A 9,924-nucleotide genomic window follows, 5' to 3' on the forward strand; every position below is an offset into this window, starting at 1 on the left:
CGGTGAGGGCCACGACCACGCGCTCCCGGGCGCGCCAGGTGCCCTCGATGCCGTGCTCCTCGCGGTACGCGTTCAGCGCGCTGTCGACCTCGTCGGCGAGCCACAGCAGGGCGATTTCGCGCAGCGCGGTCAGGTTGCCGAGCCGGAAGTAGTTGGACAGCGCCGCATCGATCCGATCGGCGGGATAAACGTCACCGGCCGACAGGCGGTCGCGCAGGGTCTGCGGGGCGAGGTCCACCACCTCGGTCTGGTCGGCACCGCGCACCACGGCATCCGGAACGGTCTCGCGCTGCACCACCCCCGTGATCTGCGCGACCACGTCGCCGAGCGACTCGATGTGCTGCACGTTGACCGTGGTGATGACGTCGATTCCGGCATCCAGCAGCTCGTGCACGTCCTGCCAGCGCTTCTCGTTGCGGCATCCCGGCGCGTTCGTGTGCGCCAGCTCGTCGATGAGGGCGACCTGCGGATGGCGGGCGATGACCGCGTCGACGTCGAGCTCGTCGAGGGCGACGTCCCGGTGCCGGATGCTGCGCCGCGGGATCACCTCGAACCCGTCGATGAGCGCGGCCGTCGCGGCGCGGCCATGGGTCTCGACGACCCCGACCACGACGTCCTGACCGGCCGCGAGGCGGGTGCGGCCCTCCTCGAGCATCTCGTACGTCTTGCCGACGCCGGGGGCCGCGCCCAGCAGCACCCGCAGAGTCCCGCGCCTCATACCGTCACCCTAGGTCCTGGCCCGCACCGGGTCGCCGAGCGAACGGACCTCCACCGGTCGCCGAGCGAGCGACTCCCACCGGTCGCCGAGCGAGCGACTCCCACCGGTCGTTGGGCGAGCGACTCCCACCGGTCGTTGGGCGAGCGACCCCCACCGGTCGTTGAGCGAGCGACGAAGGAGCGAGACGAAACGCACAGACCTCCGCCCGCTGCGTTTCGTCTCGCTTCGCTCGCTCAACGACCGGGGGTCGCTCGAGCCGACCGGCCCGGGCATCGCTCACCGCTCCGCCGCATCGAGCGCCAGGTTCAGTTGCAGCACGTTCACGCGCGGCTCGCCGAGGAACCCGAGGTCGCGCCCCGTCGTGTACTTCGCGACGAGCGCCTGCACCGCGACCACCGACATCCCGCGGGCCTGCGCCACCCGGCGCACCTGGATCGCCGCGTAGGCCGGCGAGATGGCGGGGTCGAGGCCGGACGCGGATGCCGTGACCGCGTCGGCGGGCACCGCGCTGACCGGCACGCCGTCGAAGGCGGCGATCGCCGCCTTTCGGGCGAGGATAGTGCGCACGAGAACGGGGTTGCTCGGTCCCAGGTTCGAGCCGCCCGACGCGGTGCCGCTGTAGGCGCCCGCCGACGGCCGCTCCTGGAAGTACGTCGGGATCGGGGCGCCCTGGGCATCCGTGAACGGCTGTGCGAGCAGGATGCTGCCGACGGTGCGGCCGGCGGCATCCTGAACCGTCGAGCCGTTCGCCTGCGCGTTCATCGCCAGCTGCCCGACACCGGTCACCACCAGCGTGTACCCGATCCCGAGCGTCACGGTGGCGATCAGCATCGCCCGCAGGGCCACTCCGGTGACGCGCCAGCCGCCGCGCGCCGATCCACTGGACACAGACATTCCGATTACCTCCAGAGCACCCGGGTCAGAAGCCCGGAATCAGCGACACCAGCAGGTCGATGAGCTTGATGCCGACGAACGGCAGGATGATGCCGCCGAGCCCGTACACGAGCAGGTTGCGGCTGAGGATCTGCGACGCGCTCGCCGCCCGGTACTTCACGCCCCGCAGTGACAGCGGGATGAGGAAGACGATGATGACCGCGTTGAAGACGATCGCGCTCGTCACCGCGGACGCCGGCGAGTGCAGTCCCATGAGGTTCAGCGCTCCCAGCTGCGGGAACACCCCCATGAACATGGCCGGGATGATCGCGAAGTACTTCGCGATGTCGTTCGCCAGCGAGAACGTGGTGAGCGCCCCGCGGGTGATCAGCAGCTGCTTGCCGATGCGCACGATGTCGATGAGCTTGGTCGGGTCGCTGTCGAGGTCGACCATGTTGCCGGCCTCCTTCGCCGCCGAGGTGCCCGTGTTCATCGCCACCCCGACGTCCGCCTGTGCGAGGGCGGGTGCGTCGTTGGTGCCGTCGCCGGTCATCGCGACGAGGTTGCCGCCCTCCTGTTCGCGGCGGATGAGAGCCAGCTTGTCCTCCGGCGTGGCCTCGGCGAGGTAGTCGTCGACGCCGGCCTCCGCCGCGATCGCGGCCGCGGTGAGCGGGTTGTCGCCGGTGATCATCACGGTGCGGATGCCCATGCGCCGAAGCTCCTCGAACCGCTCGCGCAGGCCGTCCTTGACGATGTCCTTCAGGTGGATGACCCCCAGCGCGCGGCCGGCCCCTGATGCTGTCGAAGGGTCCCTGGTCGCCACCACCAGCGGCGTCCCGCCGGACTGCGCGATGGCATCCGCCGCGTGCGTCACGGCGTCCCGGACGGATGCCGCCACCTCGCCCTCCTCCGCGAGCCAGGCCAGCACCGCCGACCCGGCGCCCTTGCGGATCATCGTCCCGTCGGCGAGGTCCAGGCCCGACATGCGGGTCTGCGCGGTGAACGGCACGATCTCGGCACCCGCCGGCTGCTCCACGTGGATGCCGCGGGCGGCCGCGAGCTCCACCACCGACACGCCCTCCGGCGTCGGGTCTGCGAGTGACGACAGCGCCGCGATCCGGGCGAGCTCGACCTCAGGGCCGTCCAGCGCGACGAAATCGCTGGCGCGCCGGTTGCCGTAGGTGATCGTGCCGGTCTTGTCCAGCAGCAGCGTCGTGACGTCACCGGCCGCCTCCACGGCGCGTCCCGACATGGCGAGCACGTTGTGCTGCACCAGGCGGTCCATGCCCGCGATGCCGATGGCCGACAGCAGGGCGCCGATCGTCGTCGGGATGAGGCACACGAGCAGGGCGACGAGCACCGGGACCGACACCGGCTCCGCGGCATACGACGCGAGCGGGTTCAGGGTCAGCACCACGATCACGAAGATGATGGTGAGGCTCGCCAGCAGGATGTTCAGCGCGATCTCGTTGGGCGTGCGCTGCCGCGCGGCGCCCTCGACGAGCGCGATCATGCGGTCGACGAACGTCTCACCCGGCTTCGAAGTGATCCGCACGACGATGCGGTCGGACAGTACGCGGGTGCCGCCGGTCACGGCCGACCGGTCGCCGCCGGATTCCCGCACGACCGGTGCGGACTCGCCGGTGATCGCGGACTCGTCCACGGTCGCGATGCCCGCGATGATGTCGCCGTCGCCCGGGATCAGCTCCCCGGCATCCACCACGACGACGTCCCCGAGCCGCAGCTCGCTGGATGCCACCTGCTCGGTTCCCTCGTCGAGGTCGGCGCCCCCTCGGGCGGCGCCGGACGCGTCCCGCCCGCTGCCGACGAACCGGGCTGCGGCATCCTGCCCTGCGGTCACCCGCCGCGCCATCGTGGTGGTGCGGGTCTTGCGCAGCGTCGCGGCCTGCGCCTTGCCGCGGCCCTCCGCGACCGACTCCGCGACGTTCGCGAACAGCACGGTCAGCCACAGCCACACCGCGATGCCCCACGTGAACCCGGCCGGCACCGTCGCACCGCCGGACGTGCCCGCACCGCCGAGGAACGGTTCGGCGACGGCGATGGCCGTGGTCAACGCGGCACCGACCCACACCAGGAACATGACCGGGTTGCGCCACTGCTCCGCAGGATTCAGCTTGCGCAGCGCACCCGGCAGAGCACGCACCAGCTGGGCCCCGCTGAAAGCGCGGGACGGCCGCGGCGCCGGCCCGGCCGCGGCACCGCCTGCGGTGGCCGAGCCGGTCGAAGCGATGACGCCGGTCATTTCACGAGTCCTTCCGCGAGGGGTCCGAGTGCGAGCACCGGGAAATAGGTGAGGGCGGTGATGACGACCGCCACCACGGTCAGCAGCCCGACGAACTGGGGCCGATGGGTGGGCAGCGTGCCGGCCGTCGACGGGACGCGGTCCTGCCCGGCGAGGGATCCCGCGAGCCCCAGCACGAGGATCATGGGCACGAACCGGCCGAGCACCATCACGACGCCGAGGGCCGTGTTCAGCCACGGGGTGTCGGCGCTCAGGCCCGCGAATGCCGAGCCGTTGTTGTTCGCCGCCGAGGTGAAGGCGTAGAGCACCTCGCTGAGACCGTGCACGCCGGGGTTCAGGATGCTCGTCTTGACCATGTCGGCGCGCACCGCCGGGATGGCGAAGCTCACCGCAGTGCCGACGAGCACCAGGGTCGGTGTGACGAGGATGTAGAGACTCGACAGCTTGATCTCGCGGGCGGAGATCTTCTTGCCGAGATACTCCGGCGTGCGGCCGACGAGCAGCCCGCCCACGAACACCGCGATCACGGCGAGGATCAGCATCCCGTACAAGCCCGATCCGACTCCGCCGGGGGCGACCTCGCCGAGCATCATCTCGACCATCGGGATCATGCCGCCGAGCGCGGTGTACGAGTCGTGCATCGAGTTGACCGCACCGGTCGAGGTGGCCGTCGTGGAGGCGGCGAACAGCGCGGACCCGAGGATGCCGAATCGCTGCTCCTTGCCCTCCATCGCCGCGCCCGCGGCCTGCGGCGCCGCGCCCGAGGCGCCCGCCTCCAGCGCGCCGACCGCGATCAGCGCCGCGACGAAGACGACGCCCATGACGGCGGCGATCGCGTACCCCTGCCGGTTGTCGCCGACCATGCGGCCGAACGTGCGCGGCAGCGCGAACGGGATCGCGAGCAGCAGCAGGACCTCGAACGCGCTCGTCCACGGCGTCGGGTTCTCGAACGGATGGGCGGAGTTCGCGTTGAAGAATCCGCCGCCGTTGGTGCCGAGCTCCTTGATGGCCTCCTGCGAGGCGACGGGCCCGCCGGGGAGCTGCTGCACGGCACCCGCGACGGTGTGCACGTCGACGAAGCCGTTGAAGTTCTGCACGACGCCCGCGCTGATGAGCGCGATCGCGGCGACGAATGACAGTGGCAGCAGGATGCGCGTGATCGACCGGGTGAGGTCGACCCAGAAGTTGCCGATCGTGCCGGAGCGCCGGCTCGCGAAGCCCCGCACGAGCGCGACGGCCACCGCGATGCCGACGGCCGCGGACACGAAGTTCTGCACGGCGAGGCCGGCGAACTGGACGGTGTAGCCGAGGGTCGTCTCGGGGGTGTACGACTGCCAGTTCGTGTTGGTCACGAACGACACCGCGGTGTTGAAGGCGAGGCCGGACGGAACGTCCGGCAGACCGAGCGAGTACGGCAGCCACTGCTGCACGCGCTGGAGCGCGTAGACGAACAGCACGCCGACCACCGAGAACGCCACCACCGAGCGGGCGTACGCCTGCCACGTCTGGGCCGATCCGGAGTCCACGCCGATGAGCCGGTAGACGCCCCGCTCCACGCGCCAGTCCCGGACGGCGGTGAAGGTCCGAGCCATCCAGTCGCCCAGCGGAACGTACAGCAGAGCGAGGATGAGGAGGACGCTGCCGGCCTGCAGCACGCCCGCCCAGATGTCGGCGGGCGTCATCAGAACTTCTCCGGCCGGATGAGGGCGACCACGAGGTAGACGACCGCGGCCACGGCGAGCACGGCCCCGAGCACGGTGAAGGCGGTCATCCCCGCGCCCCCTCGCCGCGCCGCCGGCGCGTCGCGGGGAGCCCCGGGGCATCGCGCCCCAGCCTCTCCACACCCTGGACGACGAGCCCCACGAGCGCGAACAGCGCCAGCGTCAGGGCGACATAGATCACATCGAGCACGTGTTCCATCAGAACCGTCCGGGGAACCGGGGCGCCGGCATCCTGACGCTTCCCATACGCCCGGCGACCGCGGGCTCTACGGCATCCTCACGATCCGGCCGTCCGGCGTCGAGCGGGACGATGTACAGGCGGAATCGCAGGATGCCACCGCGTTCGGGTCGTGCGCGACGAATCCCCCTGTACAACGTCCCGCCCACGTCCGTGCCCACGGTGGAAGCATGGGAGCATGCGCTCCCGACATCTCAGCACCGTCATCCGTCGCGCTCCCGCCGAGGTCGCCGCCTACTTCGGCAACCCCGACAACCTGCCGAACTGGGCGGCCGGTCTCACGAACGCGGCCGTGCGCCGGGACGGCGCGGACCTCGTCGTCCCGACCCCGATGGGCGACTGGCGGATGCACTTCGCCGAGCCGAACGACTTCGGTGTGCTCGACCACTGGGTCACCGACCACACCGGCACCGTGACCTACAACCCGGTGCGTGTGATCGCGCATCCCGAGGGCGCCGAGGTCATCTTCACGCTGCGGCAGCGGGACATGACCGACGGGCAGTTCGAACAGGATGCCGCAGCCATCGCCGCCGATCTGGAGACCCTGCGCGCGGTGCTCGAGGCCCACGACCGCTGAGCCGATCGAAGCGCCCCGCACTTCCATCATCCCACAGCGAGGGGGCCTTGCCGCAAGGGCCCCGTGACGCGCAGAATGGCTGATCGCGCCGCGAATCACACGATGCTCTCCGGCGCGCAGAAAGGATGCCGCATGCAGCTGTCCGAGTCCGTCTTCGCCCTGTCCGACAAGAGCGGGGCGAAGGCCGAGTCGCGCCTCATCGCCGCCGACGAGCAGCACTTCGCCCGCGTCGCGGCGGCCGTCCGCGACCAGATCGCGCGCCTGACCGTCCGTCTCGACGCCGAGCGCCGCGCCCCCGGCGGGCAGGGGCAGAAGGCCCTCGACCGGGACCAGAGCGTGCGCCGCCTGGCGGCCGAGATCCGCGCGCTCGAGCGGTACCGCGTGGACGCCTGCCTCGGCCGGATGACGCCGCAGCACGGCGACCCCGTCTACGTCGGCCGGTTCGGGCTCATGGACGCCGACGGCACCCGCCTGCTCGTCGACTGGCGCGCGCCGGCCGCGGAGCCGTTCTTCGCCGCCACCCACGCGCACCCGCAGGGGCTGATCGCCCGCCGGCGCTACCGGTGGAGCCGCGGCCGCGTATCCGACTACTGGGACGAGGCCTTCACCGACGACATCCCCGACGACGTCGTGCTCGACGACGATTCCGCGCTGCTCGCGAGCCTCGGCCGCACCCGCACCGGCCGCATGCACGACGTGCTCACCACGATCCAGGCCGATCAGGATGCCGCCATCCGCGCCGACGCGCACGGCGCCCTGGTGGTCGAAGGCGGCCCGGGCACCGGCAAGACCGTGGTCGCCCTGCACCGTGCCGCATACCTGCTGTACGCCGACCCGCAGCTGTCCGGCGGGCGCGGCGGCGTGCTCGTCGTGGGGCCGCACGAGCCCTACCTGGCGTACGTCGAGGACGTGCTGCCCAGCCTCGGCGAGGAGGGCGTGCTCACCGCCACCCTGCGCGAGATGGTGCCCGAGGGGCGGTCGGCGCTCGCCGAGCCGAACCCCGAGGTCTCCCGCCTCAAGGCGAGCGCCGACCTCGTGGCGGCGGTGGAGCGGGCGGCATCCCTGTACCGGGCCGTCCCCGACGAGACCCTGCTCGTCGAGACCCCGATCGCCGACCTCGCGCTCACGCCGGACGACTGGGCCGACGCCTTCGACAGTGCCGAGTCCGGCATCCCGCACAACGAGGCCCGCGCCCAGGTGTGGCAGACGCTGCGGGACATCCTCTTCACCCGTCTCGTGCGTGCCGTCGGCGAGGAGGATGCCCCCTCCCGCCGGGACGCGCACCGCCTGTTCGCCCAGAACGGTGCGCTCGCCGCGGCGTTCGACCGGGCGTGGCCGCTGCTCGACCCGGTGGGGCTGGTGGCATCCCTCTGGGAGAACCCGGGATTCCTGCAGCGATGCGCGCCGCGCCTCACGGGTGCCGAGGTGGCGGCTCTGCAGCGCGACGATCCGCGCGCCTGGACCGTCGACGACCTTCCGCTGCTGGATGCCGCCCGCGCGTGCGTCGGCGACCCCGGCGTGGAGCAGCGCCGGCATGAGCGGGAGCGGGCGCTCGCCGCGCAGCAGCAGGAGATGGCGCAGGTCATCGAGCACCTGATCGAGGCCGACGACTCCGAGCTGAAGCTCATGACGATGCTGCGCGGCGAGGATGCCCGCGAGTCGCTCATCGACGACGCCGAGCTGCCGGCCGAGGAGGCGGATGCGCTCGCGGGCCCGTTCGCGCACGTGATCGTCGACGAGGCGCAGGAGGTGACGGACGCGCAGTGGGCGATGCTGCTGCGCCGCTGCCCGTCTCGCAGCTTCACCGTCGTCGGCGACCGTGCGCAGGCCCGGCACGGGTTCACCGAATCGTGGGAGGAGCGCCTCGCTCGGGCCGGCGTGCGCAGCATCCGCACCGCCACCCTGTCGGTCAACTACCGCACCCCGGAGGAGGTGATGGATGCCGCGGCCCCGGTGATCCGCGAGGTGCTGCCGGACGCCAACGTCCCGGTGTCGATCCGCCGCAGCGGGATGCCGGTGCGCCACGGCGCGCTCGCCGACCTGGACGCGGTGCTGCGCGACTGGCTCGCGGAGCACGCGGAGGGCGTCGCCTGCGTGATCGGCGATCCGGTGTTCGTCGCCGAGTTCACCCCGCTCGACCGCGTGCAGGCGCTCACCCCGGTGCTGGCGAAGGGTCTGGAGTTCGATCTCGTGGTGCTCGTCGACCCCGCCGGCTTCGGCACCGGCATCGAGGGCGCCGTCGACCGCTACGTCGCCATGACCCGCACCACCGCCGAGCTCGTCATCCTCACCTGACCCCCGCCATCACCCCGACCCGTCCGCCCGGGCCACGATCCGCACCCTTCGGAGTGTTGACTTGCCCTGGATGTACGCCGCGCCTGGCGTGTCGCGTACATCCAGGGCAAGTCAACGAGCGGGGGGTGCGGTGACGTGGGTCAGTGGGCGGCGCTCGATGGCGGCACGTCGAAGCCGAGCAGCCGGGTGCGGGGTCGCGCCGGGGTGGTGCACTCCGCCTCCCAGGGGTAGGCGAGCGTCGTGATGGTGCAGTTGCCGAGCACCGGCAGCAGGTCGCGGTATCCGTCTGGGTCGATGCCGGCCAGGTCGCACAGCACGAGCCGCAGCAGGGTCGCGTGCGCCACGATCAGCACCCGCCCGTCCGGGAATTCGGCGTGCAGCTCGTCGAACACGGGCAGCGCCCGTGCGATCGCCGCTCGACCGGACTCGCCGTCGGGGAGGGGGGAGGATGCCGGTGCGCGGCGGAACGCGGACCACGCCTCGGGATACTGCGCCGCGAGCTCGTCCGGCGTGAGTCCTTCGCCCTTGCCGAAGTCCACCTCGAGGAGGCGCTCGTCGATGCGCAGCGGGAGTCCGGTCACTTCGACCGCGGGTGCGGCAGACCGGCGCGCGCGGGTGAGGGGAGAGGCCACGATCGCGTCGAGCCGTGCATCCGCGGCCCACGCCCCGAGCGCCGCGGCCTGCCCGAGTCCGTGCCGGGTGAGTCCGACGTCCGAGACGCCGGCGTATCTGTGGTCCGCGTGCCAGATGGTCTCGCCATGCCGGGCGAGGAAGAACGTGGTCATGAGGCGACGCTAATCGCTCTTGTCCAGGTCATCCGGCAGATCCCGTGCGCCGACACGCCCGGGGCGCACGGCCCGATTTGCCGGGTGCGGCCGGAGCGACGTAGAGTCTTACTTGTTCGCCCCAAAGGGTAGAGCGAAGAGCCGAGAGGCCAGCTCCCCTCAAGCAGCGGACAGAACCCCACCGATGAAGAACCTGCGTGAGCAGAGTCTTCGCCCCGTCCTTCGGGAGTCGGCGGGTGCTTCTCCGTGTCCACGACACGTCGGACCAGCTGGTTTGACACGGTCGAGGGCATCGGTTAAGCTAGAGAAGTTGTCCTGGTGACGAGCTCGAGAGAGTGAGTGCCAGGTGCATCCGATCCTTGAGAACTCAACAGCGTGCACTTGTCAAATGCCAAATAACCTCGTCCAACCTTTTTTGGTTGGTGAGATTCCTTTGGATCAATTCATGGATTTG

General features: G+C 71.2%; 8 protein-coding genes and 1 pseudogene. 2 read left to right on the forward strand and 7 right to left on the reverse strand.

Annotation, left to right across the window (positions count from 1 at the left end):
* The 6 genes and pseudogenes from VJR25_RS09855 to VJR25_RS09880 form a co-directional block, all read right to left on the reverse strand.
* Positions 1 to 718 (reverse strand): annotated as a pseudogene (locus VJR25_RS09855) (histidine kinase); the annotation flags it as partial.
* Between the two features lie 276 nt (positions 719 to 994).
* Positions 995 to 1,612, reverse strand: a complete 618-nt coding sequence (gene kdpC / locus VJR25_RS09860) for a potassium-transporting ATPase subunit KdpC (protein WP_324114799.1) — start codon at positions 1,610 to 1,612, stop codon at positions 995 to 997.
* Between the two features lie 25 nt (positions 1,613 to 1,637).
* Positions 1,638 to 3,854, reverse strand: a complete 2,217-nt coding sequence (gene kdpB, locus VJR25_RS09865) for a potassium-transporting ATPase subunit KdpB (RefSeq protein ID WP_324114800.1) — start codon at positions 3,852 to 3,854, stop codon at positions 1,638 to 1,640.
* Entirely contained in the window at positions 3,851 to 5,536 is a 1,686-nt protein-coding gene (kdpA, locus tag VJR25_RS09870; RefSeq protein ID WP_324114801.1) for a potassium-transporting ATPase subunit KdpA, read from the reverse strand. The genes kdpB and kdpA overlap by 4 nt, the downstream gene beginning before the upstream one ends.
* Positions 5,536 to 5,625, reverse strand: a complete 90-nt coding sequence (gene kdpF, locus VJR25_RS09875) for a K(+)-transporting ATPase subunit F (protein WP_324114802.1) — start codon at positions 5,623 to 5,625, stop codon at positions 5,536 to 5,538. The genes kdpA and kdpF overlap by 1 nt, the downstream gene beginning before the upstream one ends.
* Positions 5,622 to 5,774 carry a hypothetical protein gene (locus tag VJR25_RS09880; RefSeq protein WP_324114803.1) on the reverse strand — a complete coding sequence of 51 codons (153 nt, stop codon included), beginning with the start codon at positions 5,772 to 5,774 and terminating at the stop codon, positions 5,622 to 5,624. The genes kdpF and VJR25_RS09880 overlap by 4 nt, the downstream gene beginning before the upstream one ends.
* A gap of 217 nt (positions 5,775 to 5,991) precedes the next feature.
* Between VJR25_RS09880 and VJR25_RS09885 the strand changes: the two genes are divergently transcribed.
* On the forward strand, positions 5,992 to 6,390 hold the full coding sequence (locus tag VJR25_RS09885) for an SRPBCC family protein (RefSeq protein ID WP_324114804.1): 399 nt from the start codon (positions 5,992 to 5,994) through the stop codon (positions 6,388 to 6,390).
* A gap of 132 nt (positions 6,391 to 6,522) precedes the next feature.
* Positions 6,523 to 8,685, forward strand: a complete 2,163-nt coding sequence (gene helR / locus VJR25_RS09890; RefSeq protein ID WP_324114805.1) for an RNA polymerase recycling motor ATPase HelR — start codon at positions 6,523 to 6,525, stop codon at positions 8,683 to 8,685.
* A gap of 140 nt (positions 8,686 to 8,825) precedes the next feature.
* Here the strand turns inward: helR and VJR25_RS09895 are convergent, their stop codons facing one another.
* Positions 8,826 to 9,470, reverse strand: a complete 645-nt coding sequence (locus tag VJR25_RS09895; RefSeq protein WP_324114806.1) for a histidine phosphatase family protein — start codon at positions 9,468 to 9,470, stop codon at positions 8,826 to 8,828.
* Positions 9,471 to 9,924 lie beyond the last annotated feature (454 nt).

It is taken from the genome of Microbacterium sp. (assembly GCF_035277845.1).
Taxonomy (GTDB): Bacteria; Actinomycetota; Actinomycetes; order Actinomycetales; family Microbacteriaceae; genus Microbacterium.